The 19,304-nt window shown below is 65.3% G+C and carries 11 protein-coding genes; 7 read left to right on the top strand and 4 right to left on the bottom strand.

What is annotated here, in order from left to right; genetic code table 11:
* The first annotated feature begins 99 nt into the window (after nucleotides 1–99).
* Both F3J44_RS30475 and F3J44_RS27980 read left to right on the top strand, forming a co-directional pair.
* Complete coding sequence (locus tag F3J44_RS30475) at nucleotides 100–1,038, top strand: helix-turn-helix domain-containing protein (RefSeq protein WP_167277705.1); 939 nt, start codon at nucleotides 100–102, stop codon at nucleotides 1,036–1,038.
* An 8-nt stretch (nucleotides 1,039–1,046) separates the two neighbouring features.
* Nucleotides 1,047–3,128, top strand: a complete 2,082-nt coding sequence (locus F3J44_RS27980) for an AAA family ATPase (protein WP_205300225.1) — start codon at nucleotides 1,047–1,049, stop codon at nucleotides 3,126–3,128.
* A 116-nt stretch (nucleotides 3,129–3,244) separates the two neighbouring features.
* Here F3J44_RS27980 and F3J44_RS27975 read toward each other — a convergent pair whose 3' ends face one another.
* Nucleotides 3,245–4,630 carry an aldehyde dehydrogenase family protein gene (locus tag F3J44_RS27975; protein ID WP_167277704.1) on the bottom strand — a complete coding sequence of 462 codons (1,386 nt, stop codon included), beginning with the start codon at nucleotides 4,628–4,630 and terminating at the stop codon, nucleotides 3,245–3,247.
* A 107-nt stretch (nucleotides 4,631–4,737) separates the two neighbouring features.
* Here F3J44_RS27975 and F3J44_RS27970 point away from each other — a divergent pair, with 107 nt between their 5' ends.
* From F3J44_RS27970 to F3J44_RS27960, 3 genes are all read left to right on the top strand, one after another.
* Complete coding sequence (locus tag F3J44_RS27970) at nucleotides 4,738–5,604, top strand: LysR family transcriptional regulator (protein WP_167069782.1); 867 nt, start codon at nucleotides 4,738–4,740, stop codon at nucleotides 5,602–5,604.
* A 60-nt stretch (nucleotides 5,605–5,664) separates the two neighbouring features.
* Nucleotides 5,665–6,117, top strand: a complete 453-nt coding sequence (locus F3J44_RS27965) for a carboxypeptidase regulatory-like domain-containing protein (protein WP_167069715.1) — start codon at nucleotides 5,665–5,667, stop codon at nucleotides 6,115–6,117.
* Nucleotides 6,118–6,357: 240 nt separating this feature from the next.
* Nucleotides 6,358–6,879, top strand: a complete 522-nt coding sequence (locus F3J44_RS27960) for an acyloxyacyl hydrolase (RefSeq protein WP_167069713.1) — start codon at nucleotides 6,358–6,360, stop codon at nucleotides 6,877–6,879.
* Nucleotides 6,880–6,976: 97 nt separating this feature from the next.
* On the opposite strand, the gene F3J44_RS27955 is transcribed toward F3J44_RS27960, so the two are convergent.
* On the bottom strand, nucleotides 6,977–9,112 hold the full coding sequence (locus F3J44_RS27955) for a TonB-dependent siderophore receptor (protein ID WP_167277702.1): 2,136 nt from the start codon (nucleotides 9,110–9,112) through the stop codon (nucleotides 6,977–6,979).
* A 388-nt stretch (nucleotides 9,113–9,500) separates the two neighbouring features.
* Between F3J44_RS27955 and mntP the strand changes: the two genes are divergently transcribed.
* Complete coding sequence (gene mntP / locus F3J44_RS27950; RefSeq protein WP_167069709.1) at nucleotides 9,501–10,067, top strand: manganese efflux pump MntP; 567 nt, start codon at nucleotides 9,501–9,503, stop codon at nucleotides 10,065–10,067.
* Nucleotides 10,068–10,191: 124 nt separating this feature from the next.
* Here mntP and F3J44_RS27945 read toward each other — a convergent pair whose 3' ends face one another.
* Both F3J44_RS27945 and F3J44_RS27940 read right to left on the bottom strand, forming a co-directional pair.
* Nucleotides 10,192–11,610: an efflux transporter outer membrane subunit gene (locus F3J44_RS27945; protein ID WP_167277700.1), complete on the bottom strand. Its 1,419-nt coding sequence runs from the start codon at nucleotides 11,608–11,610 to the stop codon at nucleotides 10,192–10,194.
* 17 nt (nucleotides 11,611–11,627) lie between these two features.
* The gene (locus F3J44_RS27940) at nucleotides 11,628–12,395 is read right to left on the bottom strand and encodes a helix-turn-helix transcriptional regulator (protein ID WP_167277699.1); all 768 of its coding nucleotides are present in this window, start codon (nucleotides 12,393–12,395) and stop codon (nucleotides 11,628–11,630) included.
* A 415-nt stretch (nucleotides 12,396–12,810) separates the two neighbouring features.
* Here F3J44_RS27940 and F3J44_RS27935 point away from each other — a divergent pair, with 415 nt between their 5' ends.
* Nucleotides 12,811–19,146, top strand: a complete 6,336-nt coding sequence (locus F3J44_RS27935; protein WP_167277697.1) for a non-ribosomal peptide synthetase — start codon at nucleotides 12,811–12,813, stop codon at nucleotides 19,144–19,146.
* The last annotated feature ends 158 nt before the right edge of the window (nucleotides 19,147–19,304 follow it).

Here is a 19,304-nt window from a genome sequence, read left to right as displayed (position 1 = left end):
GGTGACGCACTGGGGACTATCTTGGGCGCAGGCTCACGCCGCCATCTATCCACTTTCTTCGGCAATGAATGCACCAAAAGAGTGCAACTAGGACCCCGCGTGACAACGTCCAACGCCCTGCAAGTCCAGGCTTTCCATACGTGTGATGTGACTGAACAGGTGCGCGCCACCCCCGGCTGGCAGCAGCAATACCGGCAGATGTCGCCGGGGCATTTCAGCGGCCATTTGCGCAGCCTTGGGCTCGATGGCGTAGAGGTTTACGAAGAACGGCTCAATACCCGGGTCGAGCAGTTCTTCCGCGCGCCGAGCGGGTCGTTGGCATTCTGCTTCGACCAGAGTGAGAACAGCCTGTACTTGCTCAATGAGCAGAGCCGCAACATCTGGATCACCCCGGAGAACTACCAGGAAGTGGCGGTGGTGTTCGACCAGGGGTTTCTCGCCCGCCACAGCCTCGACCCGCAACGGCTCGACGGGCTGTTCATGGTGCCGCTGGGCAGTGGCCAGAACGCGCTGTTCGGCAGTTGGCTGAGCGCCACCTTGACCCGCCTTAGCCAGGCCGATTGCCCGTTGCAGGGGCAGGCGCTGGCCGAGCAGTTGCTGGAAGATTGCCTGTTCATCCTCGACAACGCCTGCCAGCGCTTGCAGGGCGGGGCGCTGGGGCGGCGCGGGGAAGAGCGGGCCATCATGCAGCGGGTCAGCGAATGGGCGGCCGACTGCCCGGAGGAGACGCTGAACCTGGTGGAGCTGGCCGAGGTGGCGGGGGTGTCGCTGCGCCAGTTGCAGCAGGCGTTCAAGGCGTTTACCGGAATGCCACCGGCGCACTGGCTGCGCCTGCGCAGGCTCAATGGCGCCCGGCGCGATTTGCTGCGCGGCGGCGAGGTGACCGTGGCCGAGGTGGCCATGCGCTGGTCGTTCTGGCATTTGGGAAGATTTTCAGAGAGTTACAGGCAATTGTTCAAGGAATTTCCCAGCGAAACCTTGCGCCGCGCAAGCGGCGCTCGCTTCTATGGAGCAAATCGTAATAGGAGGTGTTTGTAGGAGCGGGCTTGACCCGCGAAGCAGGCACCGCAGTGCATGGCACCGGCATTGCCGGTGTTCGCGGGGCAAGCCCGCTCCTACAGTCGGCCCGCCGCCGTGAGCTTGCCGGCACAGACAACCCAGCACCCGCGCCGGAAAGTTGCTATCGTGCCCGGCAGTTTCCACCCGAGGTCCCGATGTTCTACCTGCCCCTGCCCAGCGACCAGGCCGACCGCCTGGCCAGCGCGCCCAACGCCACCGATTTCTTCCCGGCCGCCAGCCTGTTGCAGGCTGCCGCGGTGCTGTTCGTGCAGAACCTGCCGCGCCAGCCCGCCAGTGCTTCGGCCGACGCCCAGGAGCGCCGGTTCGCCGAGATCGTGCGCATCGCCAATGAGGTGGAGCAGGCCGCGCCCGGGCGCTTCCAGGGGCAGGTGGCGCAGCATTTCGACCGCGAGGCGTTCGCGATGGGGTTGGGCATGCTGGGCGAGAACGAGGTTGGCCTGTTGTCGGCCGAAGTCGCCTACCAGGCCGACGAGCTACAGGACGAACAGGGCCAGTGGAATTTCCAGTTCGCTGACCGCTACCGTCAGCGTGTAACACCGTTGCACCCGGTTCACCTGCCGTCACTGGCCAGCGACCTGATGCTCAGCGACCAGCAGAACCGCCTGTTGCGCGAATTCCTTTCCGGCGTCGACGAGTCGGTGGCCGTGCAGGGTTTTGCCGGCACCGGCAAGACCTTTCTCATCCACCAGTTCGCCCGCGTACTCGACCCCCAGCGCACCCTGCTGCTGGCCCTCACCGAAGGCCAGCTGCGGGCCTTGCAGGCACGGGTCAAGGACGCTGCAGCCTATACCGCACTGACCTTTGGCCAGCTGGCTGACGAAATCCTCAACCGCGACCTCACCAGCAACGGCTGGCGCCTGCGCGACCCCTACCGCACCAAGCGCTCCTGGCGCCCACAGGAGGCGCAGGTGGTGCGCTGGCTGGGCATCCCCGACATCGGCCCGCTGGCCGCGCACGATGTAGTGGCCCTGTGCATCAAGGCCGTGCGCAGCTTTTGCCGCAGTGGCGATACCCAGCTGCAGCTGCACCACTTGCCCTGGGCGGGGCCGGGAACCACACCGCTGGACCAGGAGGTGCTGCTGGAAAAGGCCCGCCTGTACTGGCAAGAGCTGATTCGCCCTTCGGCGCGGGAGATTCAACTGCCGGTGCGCGATTACCACCGGATCAAGCTACTGTCGTTGACCGCCGAGGTGATCGACAGCCGTTACAGCCATGTCATCGTCGATGAAGCCCACGAGCTGTCCGCGCCGATGCTCGCGGTGCTCGACCGCACCCCGCAGGCGGTCATTGCCCTGGGCGACGAACTGCAGAACCTCAATGGCCTGAGCCCGCACCACGGCAGCTTCATCCGCCAGCGCTGCATCGACCACTCCCTGCGCGCCGGGCCTGCAATGGACGGCGTGCTCAACCCATTGATCCAGGCCCACCCAGCGGCGATCCAGGCGGCCTTCAGCGGCAGTGCCGAGCATTACACGCGGGTCAGCTTCTTCGACACCGTGGCAGTGCCGGAACAGCCAACCGCCTTGATCGTCGATGACGAGTGGGGCCTGTTCGGCTGGTTCCAGCGCCTGACCCACCAGGGCGTGCCGTTCGTATTGCTCCAAGGCGCGCGCAAGGACTTCGAATTGTTCGTCGAAGACTGCATCGAGCTGTACCGCTACGGCACCCGGGCGCGGCACCCGATGCTGTTCCGCTACCCAAGCTGGCAGGCGCTGGAGCAGGACAAGGGCGATGACAAGGCGTTCGTCGCGGTGGCCAGCATGCTGCGCAAGGGCTATACCCCCGAGCACTTCGCCAAGGCCAAGAGCCGCTACCGCTGGGACAAGGCGCCCAAACTGTTCCTTGGGCGGGTGCGGGATGTGCGGAACATGGAGTTTGCCCGGGTGATGGTGTCGCCGGAATTGATGGTGGCGCCGAGTTCGGCGGGCAACCGCAATGAGCGGGCGCGGATGTTGGCGGGGTTGTACACCGCGTGCTCGCGGGCGCGGCATGAATTGATCGTGCCGGGGGGGATGTTGGACTGGGTCAAGGATCAGGTTCGGGGTTAAACGTGCCGGGGCTGCCTTGCAGCCCTTCGCGGGGCAAGTCCGCTCCTACAGTTTAATGTTGCCTTGTAGGAGCGGGCTTGCCCCGCGATGGGCCGCGAAGCGGCCCCGGTACCAGATCAGTTACGGTCCAGCCACACGGTCTGCGCATTGGTGAACTCGCGCACGCCAAAGTGCGACAATTCCCGCCCAAACCCGCTCTTCTTCACACCACCGAACGCCACACGGGGGTCGGATGCGCAGTAGCCGTTGATGAACACGCCCCCGGTATCCAGCGCCGCGGTCATGCGCTCGGCCAGTGCGTAGTCGGCGGTGTAAATGGTCGAGGCCAGACCAAACTCACTGTCGTTGGCCAGCGCCACCGCATGGTCGGCGTCACGGGCGGTGATGATCGCCGCCACCGGGCCGAACAGCTCCTGCTTGAACGCGGTCATGTCCGGGGTGACGTTGGCGAACACGGTCGGTGCGTAGAAGTTGCCCACGCCCTCGACCTTGTTGCCGCCCAGCAGCAGGGTAGCGCCTTCGGCAAGGGTCGCCTGCACCTGGCCATCGAGCTCGTCACGCAGGTCGTAGCGGGCCATCGGGCCGATGTAGGTGTCGTCTTCCAGCGGGTTGCCCACCTTCAGCTTGCGCGTGGCTTCAACGAACTTCTCGGTGAACGCCTGCACCACGCTTTCTTCGATGATCAGGCGCTTGGCCGCGGCGCACACCTGGCCGGTGTTCTGGTAGCGGCCGATCACGGCGGCTTGCACGGCAGCGTCCAGGTCGGCATCGGCCAGCACGATGAACGGGTCGGAGCCGCCCAGTTCCAGCACGCATTTTTTCAGCGCAGCGCCCGCTTGGGCGCCGATGGCCATGCCGGCACGCACGCTGCCGGTCAGGGTCACGGCGGCGATACGCGGGTCGTTGATGGCGCGAGTGACGCCGTCGGGGGTAACGTTCAGCACCTCGAACACGCCCTCGGGCAGGCCGGCGTCCTTGAACAGCTCACCCAGCAGGTAGGCGCTGCCCATCACGTTCGGCGCATGCTTGAGCACGTAGGTGTTGCCCGCCAGAATGGCCGGCACTGCGCCACGCAGCACCTGCCAGATCGGGAAGTTCCACGGCATCACCGCCAGGATCGGGCCCAGCGGGCGGTACTCGATGCGGGCTTTCTCGACCTGGGTCGGTTCGGCGGCGAGCATCGCCGGGCCGTGCTCGGCATACCAGCGGCACAGGCCAACGCACTTGGCCACTTCACCGCGGGCCTGGCTGATTGGCTTGCCGATTTCCCGGCTGATCATCTGCGCGAAGGCCTCGGCCTTGGCTTCCAGGGTGCTGGCCAGGGCGAGCAGGGCTTCGCTGCGCTGACCCAGCGACACTTGGCGCCACTGGCGGTAGCCAGCCTTGGCACGTTGCAACGCCGCTTCCAGTGCGGTGTCGGTGTCGAAGGGGTAGGCGCCGATCTGTTCGCCGCTGTGCGGGTCGACGGAGATGGCGTGGGTCAGGCTGCTGATCGCACTCATGGCAGGGCACTCTCGTTGTTGTTAATCAGTGACGCCAGACTAGTGGGCTACAGCTTTATTGAAAACTGAATAATAATGAGCGAAACATTCACGTTTGGAGAATGACTGTGGACCTGGTGCAACTGGAAATCTTCAAGGCCGTGGCCGAGCAAGGCAGCATCAGCGCTGCCGCCCAGCATATCCACCGGGTGCCGTCGAACCTGACCACACGCATCAAGCAGTTGGAGGAAGACCTGGGCGTCGAGCTGTTCATTCGCGAGAAAAGCCGCCTGCGCCTGTCTCCGGCGGGCTGGAACTTCCTCGAATACACCCGGCGTATCCTCGACCTGGTGCACGAGGCCCGCTTGACCGTGGCCGGCGAGGACCCCCAGGGCACCTTCGCCCTCGGCTCGCTGGAAAGCACCGCGGCGGTGCGCATTCCGGCCCTGCTCGCGGCCTACAACCAGCGCTACCCGAAAGTCGACCTCGACCTTTCCACCGGGCCCTCCGGGACCATGCTCGAAGGCGTTTTGTCCGGGCGCCTGGTGGCGGCATTCGTCGACGGCCCGGTGCTGCACCCAACGCTTGAGGGCATGCCGGTGTTCGAAGAGGAAATGGTGGTGATCTCGCCGCTAAACCACCCGCCGGTGGCCCGCGCCCAAGACGTCAACGGCGCCAGCATCTACGCCTTCCGTGCGAACTGCTCGTACCGCCACCACTTCGAGAACTGGTTCGTCCAGGACCAGGCCGTGCCGGGCAAGATCCACGAGATGGAGTCGTACCACGGCATGCTCGCCTGCGTCAGTGCAGGTGCAGGGCTTGCCATGCTGCCGCGCAGCATGCTCGACAACATGCCCGGTTGCAGCACGGTCAGCGCCTGGCCGATGCAGGAAGATTTCCGCTACCTCAAGACCTGGCTGGTGTGGCGCCGTGGCACGGTATCGCGCAGCCTGAGCATGTTCGTGAAACTTCTCGAAGAACGGCGAGCGGCGTGAACGCCGGCGTTGGGCGGGGTCAAAACTAAGGTAAGCCATCTCCTGAAGGAGGAGCTGACCATGCGTAACCATCACTATGCCTTGGGCGCCACGCTGCTGATCGCACTGGCGCTGCCTTGGACCCTGGCCGCCGCTGCAGAAGTGGACGACCACAATGCCCCCATCGACATGCAAGCCGTGCAGTTGCAACCGCAACAGCAGAACGGCGTGCGTTACCTGGAGGGCGGCATCGGCCAGGACGAGGCCAACGCCTTGCGCCACACCAAGGGCTACAACCTGCATGTCGAACTGTCGACCGGCGCCCACGGCCAATTCGAAAGCGGCGCCGCCGTGGATATCCAGAATGCCCAAGGTAAGACGGTGCTGAACGTGCAGGATGCCGGCCCGCTGTTGTACGTGCAGTTGCCTCCAGGCAAATACAAAGTGATTGGCGATGCCAACGGCAGTACCGTCCAGCAAATGGTCACGGTGAACGGCAGTAGCCCGGCAACCGCCAGCTTGAACTGGCATTGATCGAAGCGCCCGGGCGGAGTACATGTGTACTCCGCCAGGGGCGGGCCTTATGATCGAATGGCAGGGTCAATAGCAGGCGAAAATAGCCAATCGTGGCATTCACCTTCATATTTCTGATTTACTGGACAATAATCATAGAAGTATTACTTCTTGTGACTGGGCTGGATGTGCCAGTCACGGTGATAAATCGAGAGGCACGAGCCTCCGTTTGCCTGCGTTGACCATCAGGAGAAGTCATTGATGAAAACTCGTCTCGCCGCGTCGCTGGCCGCCGCCGTGCTCGCCTTTGCCGGGGCCAACCTGGCCCAGGCTGCCCAGATTTCCGGTGCCGTTGGGGCCACCAGCCAGGGCGACATGACCTACCGTATCGGCATGTCGTTCGACTGGGACAAGAAATGGCTGGAGAGCAGTACGGGTTTCCTGAGCGGCTACTGGGATGCTGGCTACACCTACTGGGAAGGTGGCGATGCCAGCGGGGCTCATTCGCTGTCGTTCAGTCCGGTGTTCACCTATGAGTTCAGCGGTTTCACCTACACCCCGTACATCGAGGCGGGTATTGGCCTGGCGGCGTTCTCCAAGACCGAGGTGGGTGACCAGCGCTTGGGGTCGTCGGTCAACTTCGAGGACCGTATTGGCTTTGGCCTGAAACTGCCGGCTGAGCAGAAAGTAGGGATTCGCGCCATTCACTATTCCAATGCCGGCCTCAAGCAGCCGAACGATGGCATCGAGTCGTACTCGCTGTTCTATAGCAAAGGCTTCTGACGCTGGGGCTGCGCTCGCTCCTACCCACCCTGAGCGCAATCCCCTGGTAGGAGCGACCACAGGTCGCGATGGGCCGCAAAGCGGCCCCATCCCCCCCTTAGAACGTGTAGGAAACCCCAGCCTGCACCGTCCGCGGCGCACCCGGGTACACGTAGGTATTGAACGCCCCCTCGTCATACCCCTTGTTGAACAGGTTCTTCACGTCCAGGTTCAAGCGCACGTGCTCGTTGACCTTATAGAAGCTGAGCAGGTCAACCACGCTGTAGCGCTCCATGGTGTAGGTGCTCGCCGCCGTTTGCCCGGCGCGATCGTCCACATACTTCACACCCACCCCCAACCCCAGGCCCTTGGCCAGCCCGTCCTGGAACTCATAGGTGTTCAGCAGGCTGAAGCTGTTGCGCGGGATGTTTGCAAGGTGCGTACCGGTGGGCAGGGTATTGTCCTTGGTCACCTCGGCATCCACATAGGCATAGCCGCCGATCACCCGCCACTCGGGGGTCAGGTTGCCGGCGATGTTGATGTCCAGGCCACGGCTGCGCACTTCGCCGGCCGCCACGCTGTAGGTGCCGCTCGGGTCGTTCGGGTCGCGGGTCAGCACGTTTTCCTTGACGATGTGGTAGATCGCCGCGTCGATGCTCAGCTGGCGGTCCAGCGCCTCCCACTTCACGCCCAGTTCATACGACTTGCCTTTCTCCGGGTCGAAGCCGGTGCCTTGCAGGCTGGCGCCGCTGTTGGGCTTGAACGAGCGGGCGGTGTTGGCATACACGGCCACGGTGTCGGTCAGGTCGTAGACCACGCCCAGGCGCGGGGTAACGCCGTTTTCACCTTTGGTGAAGTCGCCGGCGTTGTTGAGCTTGTTGTCGTAGTCATGTTCGAAGCGCTCGAAGCGCCCCCCGGCCAGCACTTTCAGCCGCTCGGTGAGGGCCACCTGGTCCTGGACGAAGGCTGCCCAGGTCTTGAGGTTTTCCTTGTCGTGGGTGGTGGTGCGGGTCAGGGCAGGGCGCGCCTGGCCCAGTACCGGGTCGAAGATGTCGATCGGGTAGGCCGCCGCCCCTGCGGCCGAGCGCAGGATGATCGAGTTGTAGTCGTAGTCTTCGTATTCCACGCCGGTCAGCAGGGTATGGGCGAATCCGCCGGTGTCGAAGTGGCCGGTGAGGTTGAGCTGGTAGTCGCGGTCAGTCCATTCCAGCTTGCGGTAGTTGAAGTTGCGCCCCAGGGTGTGGCCATCGGCCTGCAGGCCGTTGGCTTCCACGGCATTGCCCTTGAGCGAGCCGTCCAGCCACTGCAGGCCACCGCCCAGGGCCCAGTTGTCGTTGAGCTGGTGCTCGAAGCGCAGCTGGGCCATGTCGTTGTCGTTGTGCAGCAGGTTGTCGCTGCCTTTTTCCCAGATGTTGGTGTCGCGTGAGGCCGTGCCGCGCTGGCCGGGCAGGCGGGTCAGGCCGCGGTCCAGCGGGTGATTGTTACGCATGAAGTCGCCTTCGAAGATGATCTTCGTGGCGTCGTTCACCTGCCAGCTGATCACCGGTGCAACGTCGTAGCGTTCGCTTTCAACATCGTCGCGGAAGCTGTCGCCCCCTTCACCCAGCACGTTCAGGCGGTAGGCCAGCGAGCCGTCGCTGTTGAGCGGGCCGGTGGCGTCGAGGGTGGCGCGGTGCATGCCCTGGTCGTCGAACTGGCTGCCCAGGGTTACCTTGGGCTCGCTCAGTGGCTGTTTGCTGACCACGTTGAACGTGCCACCGGGGTCGCCACGGCCGTACAGGCTGCTGGCCGGGCCGCGAATCACCTCCAGGCGCTCGACGGTATTGGCGTCGGGGGCGTTGGGGTAGCCGCGGTTGATCGGAAAGCCGTTGCGGTAGAACTCGCCGGTGGTGAAGCCGCGCACCGTGAAGGTGGTCAGGCCCTGGCCGCCGAAGTTGTTGGCACGGCCGACGCCGCCGGCATAGTCCAGGCCGTCCTGCAGGCGCGTGGCTCCGGTATCGGTGAGCACATCCTTGGGCACCACGCTGACCGACTGCGGGGTTTCGTGCAAGGCCGTGTCGGTGCGGGTGGCGCTGGCCGAACGGCTGGCCTTGTAGCCTTCCACCGGGCTGTCGGCGCGTTCGCTGTCGGCGCTGCTGGTGATGCTCAGGGCCTGGAGTTCGATCTGGGCCGGCTCGTTGAGTGAGTCGGGCTCGGCGAAAGCCAGCGGGGAAACAGCATGAAGCACACAAAGCGAAACGAATGTGCGACGCATCGACGTACGATCCTGGAGTAGGGCGCTGAAGGAGGGTGTAGGAAAACGGCGCGACACTACTACGAATCATTATCAAATGCATTCTTTTTAAGGTGTACTGGTGTACCAGATACCGGTGCCATCGGGGTCGGTATTTTCGCGGGGCAAGCCCGCTCCTACAGGGGGATGACACACTTCACGCAATTTTCACCTGGGGCTGGTATGATCGCGCCACTCTTTGGGGAGTAGCCTGCTTTCGCGCCCTGCGAACGCGCGCTGGTCAACATATTTGGCAACCTGCCATGGCCAGCGCATCCAATCGGATTGGCGAGACCAACGACCTTCCTGCAGCCAAGCCGGGCCTGCAGGTCGTCTGTCGTTGACTCGTTGCCCGGCTGGAGCTTTTTCGTTGAATCCGATTTCCATTGTCTTCCTGGCATTCGCCATGTCTACCGATGCCTTCGCCGCTGCCATCGGCAAAGGGTCGAGCCTGCACAAGCCACGCCTGGCCGAAGCCCTGCGCACGGGCCTGATCTTTGGCGTGATCGAGGCCATTACACCGGTGATCGGTTGGTTGCTGGGCCAGGCCGCCAGCCAGTATGTCGAGCGGTGGGACCACTGGATCGCCTTTACCCTGCTGTTGCTGCTAGGGGCACACATGGTGCATGCGGGCCTCAAGCCAGACGCTGAAGAGGAAGAAAAGCAGGCCCAGCATTCGTTCTGGATCCTGGCGGTAACTGCCGTGGCCACCAGCATCGATGCCCTGGCGGTAGGCATTGGCCTGGCCTTTGTCGAGGTGAATATCTGGGTAGCGGCCACCGCCATTGGCCTGGCGACCATGACCATGGTGACCCTGGGCACCATGCTTGGGCGGGCATTGGGTTCGGTGGTGGGCAAGCGGGCCGAGATCATGGGCGGCATCGTGCTGATGCTGGTGGGGGCGACCATTCTTTATGAGCACCTGACAGCCGTTTGAGCAACCCTGGCGCTTAACCGCGAACCTTGTAGGAGCGGGCTTGCCCCGCGAACACCGGCAAAGCCGGTGCCATGCACCGCGTCGCATGCTTCGCGGGGCAAGCCCGCTCCTACAGGGCCAGCTTTCAGCGCACCTGCTGCCCGGTAATGCCATCCTCCTGCCACCCACCGCCCAACGCCGCATACAGGTTCACCTCCGCCAGCAACTGCGCCAAGCGGTCATTGATCAACCCTTGTTGCGCCGTGAACAGCGACCGCTGGGCATCGAGAAAGGTCAGGCTGCTGTCGACACCAATTCGGTAGCGGTGCTCGGCCAGCCGGTAATAACGCTGGTTCGAGGCCACCAGGTCATGCTGGGCCTGCAATTGACGCTGGTAGGTGCCCCGCGCGGCCAAGCCATCGGCCACTTCCTGGAACGCGCCCTGGATGGCCTTCTCGTACTGCGCCACCTCGATATCCTTTTGCAACCTGGCATAGTCCAGGCTGGCTCGCAGGTTGCCGGCGGTAAAGATCGGCAAGCTGATCTGCGGCTGGAACAACCAGGTGCCGCTGCCCGCATCGAACAACCCGTTCAACGCGGGGCTGGTGCTGCCGGCATTGGCCGTGAGGCTGATACTCGGGAAAAACGCCGCCCGCGCGGCGCCGATATTGGCATTGGCTGCGCGTAGCTGAAGTTCCGCCTGGACGATGTCGGGGCGGCGCTGCAACAGGTCCGAGGGCAGCCCCGCCGGCAGCCCGGCGATCTGCTCATCGGCCAGGGGCAGGGCGGCCAGGTCGCTGGCCACCGGCGCCCCAACCAGCAAGGTCAACTGGTTGAGGTCCTGGGCGACCTCACGCTTGTACCGGGCCACGGCCGCACGGGTGCTGTCGACGCTGGTCTGCGCCTGGATCTGGTCCAGCGCCGATACCGTGCCGGCACGGCGCTGGCTGCTGGTCAGGCGCAAGCTGCGCGTGTCGGAGTCCAGGGTTTGCTGGGCCAGCACCAGCAACTCCTGGTCAGCGCGCCAGGTCAGGTAGGCGCTGGCCACGCTGGCCACCAGGCTCAGCCGGGTGCTGCGCTGGGCCTGCTCGCTGGCCAGGTAGGTCAGTAGCGCCTGGTCGCTCAGGCTGCGCACACGGCCGAACAGGTCCAGCTCGTAGGCGCTGACACCCAGGGTTGCCGCGTAGGTCGATGAGATTGCACCTTGGCCCGTCCCGGTCATGCCCCGCGGCAGGTACTGGCGCGAGCCCTGGGCATTGGCCGATAACGTGGGCAGCAGCTCGGCGCGCTGGATACGGTACTTGGCCCGATACCCCTCCACGTTCAATGCCGCCGTGCGCATGTCGCGGTTATTGGCCAGGGCGCTGTCAATCAGCTGGCGCAGCACCGGGTCGTGGAATACCTGCTGCCAGCTTTGCCCTGGGCTAGCTGCCAGCGCATCGCCCTGGTAGGCCGGGCCTTGCGGGAATCGTTCGGCCACCGGAGCCTCGGGGCGCTGGTAGTCAGGGGCCAGGGTGCAGCCGCACAGCAGGGCGGCACACAAGGTCAGGGCGTGTCGGGGCATGGCAGGCTCTCGTGCGGTCAAGCGCCGGCCATCCATTTCGTCAGGCCGTGGCGGCCACTGACCCCCAGCTTGGCGGTGGCGCGTTTGAGGTAGGTTTCGATGGAGCTGTTCTTCACGTTCAGTTTCTGCGCCATTTGCGGCACTGTGCCGCCGGTCAGCAGGCCCAAGCACACCTCCTGCTCGCGCACTGAGAGCCTTACCGCTTCCTGTGCCAGGCGCTGGCCGAAACGCTGGCGCAAGGCGCCGCTGTCAGGCTCTGGCCAGGCGGGGCTGGCATTGGCCAGGGTCAACTGCCCCAGCAGCTGGCCGTGGTGCTCGACCAACGGCAGCAAGGTGTCGGAAAGGCTTTTGAGTTGTGACAGTTCAGCCAGGGAGAACGCGCGCTGCGGCTCGCGATGAAAGCAGATCACCCAACGCCGGTCGCCACTGCAGGAAACCAAGTGGCATTGGTGGGGATGCTGGGCATCCTGCGGCGCCTTGAACTCGATCAGCAGCGGGTCGTCCATCTGCATGATGCGTTGCAACAGCGGGTGGCTCAGGGTGTCATGCGCAGGCCCGGGTTGCTCCTGCCCGGCGCTGCCCAGCAAGCGGATGTGGCTGGCGGCGCCTTGGTGGGTATCCAGGGTCCACTCCGTGAGGTCGAGGCGGTGGACCGGCACCTGGGCATTGACCAGGCGCAGCATCTGTTCGGCAAAACCCTGGGCGCCGGTGCTGGAGATCAGTTCGCCCAGTTGCAGGTACAGCTGCGGGTCGGGGCGGTGTGCGAGGCTGTCGGTCAGCTTCATGTCCTTTTTCCTTGGTTCAAAGCGCTACTGCGGGTGGTCTCGCGGTCGAGTCCTCCGGGGGCAAGTGGGGGTTAGCGGCTATTCAAGCCCGCTTGGGCTGGCGCGTCTGTAATGGGAAACCGGGACAAAAAATGCCACTCATCGTGGTGTGAAAGGGCAGGCGCGGGGGCAGGTTACCCCGAGGTCGGTAGCGAGAAGCCAGCAATTTGGCGTCATAAAGGTGTCTATTCATGGCATTTACTGACTGATTGGTCGCCCGGTAGGCCATTGCAGGCGGCGCGCTGTGGCAAATCGCTTACAGGTTTTTCAGCCAGCACGGCTGCGTACTCGGATTGTCCGGGTTTCGGGGGCCATACAGGCCAGGGCCGCGGTGCTTGAATCCGCGGATGCTCAAACAAGAAGGATCTGAACCCCCATGCCTGCCGCCGAACCGTTTGCCCTCACTGTTGCCCAGCGTGATATCTGGCTGGACCAGATCGGCCATGGTGACTCACCGCTGTACAACATCGGTGCCTATGTGGCGCTCGACGGCGCGGTGGATAGCCAACGGCTGCACAAGGCCGTGGCCCACCTGGCGAGCGTGCACGAAGGGCTGCGTACGGTGCTGGTGGCAGCGCCAGGGCCGGGCGGCATACCGTGCCAAACCTTTGTAGAAGGGCTGCAGGTGACACTGGATGAACACGACCTGCGCCATCACGACGAGCCCTTTGCCGCGGCCCAGGCGCTGTTGACCGCCTGCATGCAACAGCCCTTCGCACTGGAGGGCGAGGCGCTGTGGAAGGCGCAGTTGATTCGCCTGGGCGAGCGGCGTTACCTGCTGGCCTTGCAGGCCCATCACCTGGTGCTCGACGGTTGGGGGGTGGACCTGTGGTTCAAGCAGGTGGCCGACTATTATGGCCTGCTCGGCCAGGGCCTGCCGTTGCCTGAAGCAGCGCCGGGCTACCGGGCCTTCATCGAGGACGATGCCCACTACCAGGCATCCTCCCGCCATGGCCGCGACCGCGAATACTGGATGGCCAAGTACCAGCAATTGCCCGATGCCTTGCTGGCCCCCCGCGAACGGGGCGCATTGGCCGATGGCGACCCCAGTGCGGTCCTCGACCTGCCGTTCGACAGCCGCCTGCTGGCGCGCATGCGAGCATTGGCTGGCGAGCTGCAGGCTTCGGCGTTTCATGTACTGCTGGCGGCGATGCATGTGTGCTGTACGCGCACCTGGCAGCGGGATGAATGGGTGGTCGGCTTGCCGGTGCGCAACCGCGCCAATGCGCGTTTCAAGTCGACGCTGGGCCTGTTCACCCAAGTCAGCGCCTTGCGCATGGATTTTGGCCGCAGCCAGCCCTTCGCCGGGTTGGTGCGCAGTATCCGCGATGCCCTGAAGCAGGATTTTCGCCATCAACGCTTCGCCCTCAGCGAACTCAATCGCGCCTTGGGCGCCTTGCGCGAGGAACGGCCCCAGCTGTTCGAGGTGGTGGTGTCCTATGAGGAAGATGCCAACGAACTGCGCTTCGGCGATGCTTGCGGCCATACGGTGATGGTCTGCAACCGCCATGAACCGACCCCTTTGAGCCTGCACCTGCGGTGCAACCCGCACAGCGGCGCGGCCTGGCTGCACCTGGTGCACAACCTGGCCTGGTTCAGCGCCGATGAAGTCGCCGCGCTGGCCGAGCGGCTGCTGCATGTGCTGCAGCAGGGCCTGGAACAGCCAGGCCTGGGCATCGCCGATTTCGACCTGGTAACCGCCCGCGAACAGGGCCAACTGCAACAGTGGAGCCATGCGCCTGCAACGCCTGCGCCCGAACACCTTATCCATCGGCGCATCGAAGCCCAGGCCAAGGCGCGACCGGACGCGCTCGCGGCCGTGCACGAGGGGCAACGCCTGAGTTACGCCGAGCTGGACCGCCGCGCCGGCCTGCTCGCCCAGCGCCTGGCCGCCCTAGGCGCCGGCCCTGAGCAGCGCGTGGCGGTGGTGGCCCAGCGCGGGCTGGACACCCTGGTAGGCCTGCTGGCGGTGCTCAAGGCAGGTGCCGCCTACGTGCCGATCGACCCGGCGCACCCGCACGAGCGCCTGGCCTATCTGCTGGCCGACAGCGCGCCGCGCGTGGTGCTGACCCTGTCCCACCTGAGCGCCGGCCTGCCGGAGCATGGTTTGCCTCAGCTTGAGCTGGACCGCCTTGACCTTCAGGCGGCAGGCACTGCGCTGCCCGCCGTGGCACCACAGAACCTTGCCTATGTCATCTACACCTCCGGGTCCACCGGTTTGCCCAAGGGCGTGATGGTCGAGCACCGAATGCTGGCCAACCTCGTCGACTGGCACTGCAACGCCTTCGGCCTGGGCCCAGGCCGGCATCAGTCGAGCCTGGCAGGCTTCGGTTTCGATGCGATGGCCTGGGAGGTCTGGCCAACCCTGTGCAGCGGCGCAACCCTGCACCTGGCCCCGGTGCGAACGGGCGGTGAAGACCTCGATGCCCTGCTGCGCTGGTGGCGCGCGCAACCCCTGGACGTGAGTTTCCTGCCCACCCCGGTGGCCGAACATGCCTTCGCCCAGGGTGAACTGCACCCGACCCTGCGCACCCTGCTGATCGGCGGTGACCGCCTGCGGCGCCTGGCCCGTGAACGGCGCTACCGGGTGGTCAACAACTATGGGCCGACTGAAACCACCGTGGTTGCCACTTCGGGTGAAGTGCACGCAGGTGGGCCGCTGCACATCGGCGGGCCGGTGGCCAACACCCGGCTGTATGTGCTGGACGAGCAGCGCCAGTTACTGCCGGTGGGCGCCGTGGGCGAACTGTACATTGGCGGCCGGGGCGTGGCCCGTGGCTACCTGAACCGCCCGGAATTGACCGCCGAGCGCTTTGTCCAAGACCCGTTCAACCCCGAGCCAGGCGCACGCATGTACCGCAGCGGCGACCTGGTGCGCTGGCTGGCCGATGGCACCTTGGAATACCTTGGGCGCAACGATGACCAGGTGAAGATCCGCGGGGTGCGGGTGGAGCTGGCGGAAATCGAATCCGCCCTGTGCCGCCATGCGGGTGTGGCGGAGGCGTTGGTGCTGCTGCGCGACCATCAACTGCAAGCCTGGTACATCCCCGCTGCCCAGGTGACGTCCCGCGCGCTGCATGAGCACCTGCGTACCCAGCTGCCCAGTGCCTTGCTGCCCGCGGCGTTCATCCCGCTGGCAGGTTGGCCGCTCACCGCCAACGGCAAGCTCGACCGCCGCGCCTTGCCGGCGGCAGACGAAGCAGCCCAGGTGCGCCGCGAGCATGAGGCGCCACAAGGCGATATCGAGCGGCGCCTGGCTCAGCTGTGGGCCGAGTTGCTACAGGTTGAGCGGGTAGGGCGCCAGGACCATTTCTTCGAGCTGGGCGGCCACTCGTTGCTGGCCGTGCAGCTGATCGAGCGCATGCGCCAGCAAGGCTTGCAGGCCGATGTTCAGGTGCTGTTCGGCCAGTCGACCCTGGCCAGCCTGGCGGCGGCAGTGGTGGTCGGCGATGCCCAGGTGGTCCCGGCCAATGGCGTGCCGCCAGGTTGCCAGCGCATTACCCCCGGCATGCTGCGGCTCACCGAACTTGACCAGCCGACCCTCGACCGCATCGTGGCGACAGTGCCGGGTGGCGGCGCCAACGTGCAGGAAATCTATCCGCTGGCGCCGCTGCAGCAGGGGTTGCTGTACCACCATGTCTCCGATGCCCACGACCCTTACCAGCAACAGGCGCTGTTTGCCTTCCCCAGTCACGCGCGCTTGCACGCCTTCATCGGCGCCCTGCAGCAGGTGATCGACCGCCACGACATCCTGCGCACCAGCCTGGCCTGGGAGGGCTTGGCACAGCCTCAGCAGGTGGTCTGGCGCCAAGCGTCGTTGCCTGTCGAGCACTGGGCTGGTGCTGCGCCGCAGCATGACCTGGCTGTACAGTTGTGCAGTGCTTACCACCCGCAACAACGGCCACTGGACCTGCGCCGTGCGCCAATGATGGCCATGGTCGTTGCCCAAGACGCGCCGCAGGGCCGCTGGTTGGGCTTGCTGCGTTTCCACCATCTGGTCAACGATGCGGTGTCGCTGCAGGTATTGCTGGGTGAGCTCGATGCGTTGCTGCAAGGCCACGGCGAGCGGTTACCGGCACCGGTGCCATACCGCGACTACGTGGCCCTGAGCGGCAACGCCGAGCGCCAGGCTCGCCACGAGGCCTATTTCTGCGAGCAACTGGCCGGTGTCGAGCCAGCCGCGCCGGTTCCCGGCCTGGGCGGCGTCGCGGTTGACGAGCGCGACCTGCAAACCCACAGTGAAATCCTCGACCCCGCACTCGCGCAGCGGTTGCGCCGCCAGGCGCGCGACCAGGGCGTTAGCCTGGCCAGCCTGCTGCACCTGGCCTGGGCCCAGGTGTTGGGTAGCCTGACCGGCCGTGACGAGGTGGTGTTCGGCACCGTATTGCTGGGCCGGGCGATGGCGGGCAACGGCGCGGATCGCGCCCTGGGCATGTTCATCAACAGCCTGCCCTTGCGGGTGAAACTGGCGGGCGTAACCCTGGGCCAGGCCTTGGGCGAAACCCATGCCAGCCTGGCGGCCTTGCTCGGCCACGAGGATGCGCCGCTGCTGCTGGCCCAGCGCTGCAGTGGCTTGCCAGCGGGCACGCCGCTGTTCAACAGCCTGATCAACTACCGCCAGGGCGCCTTGCCCCAGGGCGAGGTGTTGCCAGGCATCCACCTGCTGCAGGCCAGCGAGGTGCTGAGCCATGGCCTGGTACTGAGCGTCGATGACCTTGGCGACACCTTGCAACTGGCCCTTCGTGCCCCGCGTGCGGTAGGCGCGCCACGGGTGTTGGGGTATTTGCTGTACACCTTGGGCCAATTCGCCGAAGACCAGGGCACCGCGCTGACCGCCATGTGCAGCGTTCCAGCCGATGAGCAGGCGCGGCTCCTGCAGGCGTTCAACCAGAGCGACGACCCCCGCAGCCCCTTGGCCAGTACCTGGCCTGCGCTGTTCGAAGCGCAAGTGCGGCGTACACCCCAAGCTATCGCCCTGCAGGCCGAAGGCGTCAGCCTCGATTATCACGCGCTCAATGCCCAGGCCAATCGCCTGGCGCACCACCTGATCAGCCTGGGCGTGCGGCCGGATGCGCGGGTGGCGGTGTGTATCGAGCGCGGCGTGACGATGCTGGTCGCGCTGCTGGCGGTGCTGAAGGCGGGCGCTGCGTATGTACCGCTCGATCCTGGTTACCCCGAGGAGCGCCTGCGTTTCATGCTGGGCGACAGTTCACCGGCCGTGGTGCTGGTGCATGGCGCTACCCGCGGCCTGTTCGACCGTGACGCCGTGCTCGATTTGGACGTTGTCACCTGGCAGGCCTGCAGCGCCGAGAACCCGCAGGTGCCGGGCCTGGGGCCAACCCAGTTGGCTTATGTGATGTACACCTCAGGCTCCACCGGTACGCCCAAGGGGGTGATGATTGAGCACCGGGGGCTGTGCAACTTGATGCACTGGGGGTCGCAGCTGTGCCCGCCAAAGCCGGGCGATGCCTTGCTGCAGCGGGCGCCTTTCAGCTTCGACGGCTCGGTATGGGAGCTGTTCTGGCCGCTCAGCGCAGGCCTGAGGCTGGTGTTGGCGCGCCCTGATGGGCACCGGGATCCGGCATACCTGGTGCGCTTGATTCAGGACCGCGAGGTCAGCATCGTGAAGTTCGTGCCAGCGCTGCTGCACGCGTTCCTGGAGGAGCCGGGTGTCGAGCGCTGCACGAGCCTGACCGATATCTTCTGTGGGGGCGGCGAGCTGACCTTGGCGCTGCTTCACGCACTGCGCCAGCGCCTGCCTGGGGTGCGGGTGCACAACGTCTACGGGCCCACTGAAGCGACGGTCGACAGTACCGCCTGGACCTTGCAGCCCCATGAGCCGCTACCGGAGCTGGCGCCGCCGATTGGTCGGCCGATTGCCAATACGCGGCTGTATGTACTTGACACCCACGACCGGCTGGTGCCGTTGGGGGCGGTGGGGCAGTTGCATATCGGCGGCGTGGGTGTGGCGCGGGGGTACCTGGGCTTGCCGGCACTGGAGGCCGAGCGCTTTATCGCCAGCCCCTTCGTCGAGGGTGACCGGTTGTACCGCACGGGTGACCTGGTGCGTTACCGGCTCGACGGTGAATTGGACTTCCTTGGGCGCAATGACTTCCAGGTCAAGCTGCGTGGCTTGCGGGTGGAGCTTGGGGAGATCGAGGCTGGGTTGTTGGCGTACCCTGGCATCGGGCAATGTGTGGTGCTGATGCGTGAGGAGCGGCTGGTTGCCTACTTCACCTGCCGTGACGGGCAGGTGGCGCCGGCGTTGGAGGTGTTGCGCAGCCACCTGTTGGCGCGGATGCCGGAGTACATGGTGCCGCAGGCGTTCGTTGCGCTGGGGGTGTTGCCGCTGAGTCCCAATGGCAAGGTTGACCGCCAGGCACTGCCGGCGCCGGGGGAGGAGGCGGTAATCAGCCGTGACTACCAGGCGCCGCGGGGGGAGCTGGAAACGGCATTGGCGGCGATCTGGACCGAGGTGCTGAAGATCGAGCAGGTGGGGCGTGAAGATAACTTCTTCGAGTTGGGGGGGCATTCCTTGCTGGCGGTGAGCCTGGTGGCGAGGATGCGGCAGGCGGGGTTGCATGTGGATGCGCGGACGTTGTTCAGCGGGCCGACGTTGGCGGAGTTGGCGGCCAATACGCGGTTGGAGGGGGTTGAGGTTGTGATCGCGCAAACGACGATACCGAGCCTGGGCAAGCGCAGGAGAATCTAGCGCGAATCCCCGGCTTTGCTCTTGCTCTTGCTCTTGCTTCTAAGTGCGCGGTAGTTCAGGCAACACAAATTGCGACCTCAGGAGGCCGAACGGAGGTCTTGCGGAGGGAGGTGACGGGCATGGATGCCCGTCAAGCGCTGGGCCCCAGGATGGGGCCT

The organism is Pantoea sp. Tr-811 (genome assembly GCF_011752535.1).
Lineage (GTDB): Bacteria > Pseudomonadota > Gammaproteobacteria > Pseudomonadales > Pseudomonadaceae > Aquipseudomonas.
This window is presented reverse-complemented; position numbering and strand designations above follow the sequence as displayed.

Excerpts from the sequence above, each read along its gene's own strand:
- F3J44_RS27975 (WP_167277704.1), bottom strand. The coding sequence starts at position 4,630 with ATGAGTGCGATCAGCAGCCTGACCCACGCCATCTCCGTCGACCCGCAC.
- F3J44_RS27965 (WP_167069715.1), top strand. The coding sequence starts at position 5,665 with ATGCGTAACCATCACTATGCCTTGGGCGCCACGCTGCTGATCGCACTG.
- F3J44_RS27960 (WP_167069713.1), top strand. The coding sequence starts at position 6,358 with ATGAAAACTCGTCTCGCCGCGTCGCTGGCCGCCGCCGTGCTCGCCTTT.
- F3J44_RS27955 (WP_167277702.1), bottom strand. The coding sequence starts at position 9,112 with ATGCGTCGCACATTCGTTTCGCTTTGTGTGCTTCATGCTGTTTCCCCG.
- F3J44_RS27945 (WP_167277700.1), bottom strand. The coding sequence starts at position 11,610 with ATGCCCCGACACGCCCTGACCTTGTGTGCCGCCCTGCTGTGCGGCTGC.
- F3J44_RS27940 (WP_167277699.1), bottom strand. The coding sequence starts at position 12,395 with ATGAAGCTGACCGACAGCCTCGCACACCGCCCCGACCCGCAGCTGTAC.
- F3J44_RS27935 (WP_167277697.1), top strand. The coding sequence starts at position 12,811 with ATGCCTGCCGCCGAACCGTTTGCCCTCACTGTTGCCCAGCGTGATATC.